The 470-nt window shown below is 48.1% G+C and carries 1 protein-coding gene; it reads right to left on the bottom strand.

All coding sequences use genetic code 11. The features are described 5' to 3' along the window. A partial coding sequence (gene mobI, locus CWO84_RS15360) for a conjugative transfer protein MobI(A/C) (RefSeq protein WP_276308162.1) occupies positions 1–230 on the bottom strand: 230 nt, incomplete at its 3' end. Between the last annotated feature and the right edge of the window lie 240 nt (positions 231–470).

The raw sequence follows: 470 nt of genomic DNA, 5'->3' as shown, positions 1-470 counted from the left end.
TACCACTCAATGCTGAAAGCGCGTTGGTTTTCCCGGCAGCGGATGCGGACGCCGATTCGGCCCGATTCGCTTTTGCTGTGTTTCTGGCGCTGGCTTTTCAATTGGCGCCAATAATCATCAACCAATACTTTGGCTTGCGCCTGGAGATGATCGCACCGGGTTTCGATCCAATGCAGCAGGTCTTGTTCAGTAAGATTGAGCTGACTGTTGACAGGTTGTTCGCTGGACATGAATTTTCCTATTACTTAACTGTAGGGATAGACATGGATAATGCCTAACGGGATTTTCTGTTCATTGCGAGCCTTGGAAAGCGCCTTAGTGCATAGGTTTTGCAGCTGAAATGCCTACCGTAGTAGGCATTTCACTGTCATTATCCCGATGATTTATTTAGGCATTGCCTTGGCAAAACGGCGTCAATTATGCCTACCTAGGAAATAACTTCGGATTTCGGGCGGATTACCGTTGCCACG

The organism is Methylomonas sp. Kb3, from assembly GCF_002834115.1.
GTDB classification, from domain to species: domain Bacteria; phylum Pseudomonadota; class Gammaproteobacteria; order Methylococcales; family Methylomonadaceae; genus Methylomonas; species Methylomonas defluvii.
The sequence above is the reverse complement of the archived record's forward strand: the minus strand, read 5'-3'. Positions and strand labels throughout refer to the sequence as shown.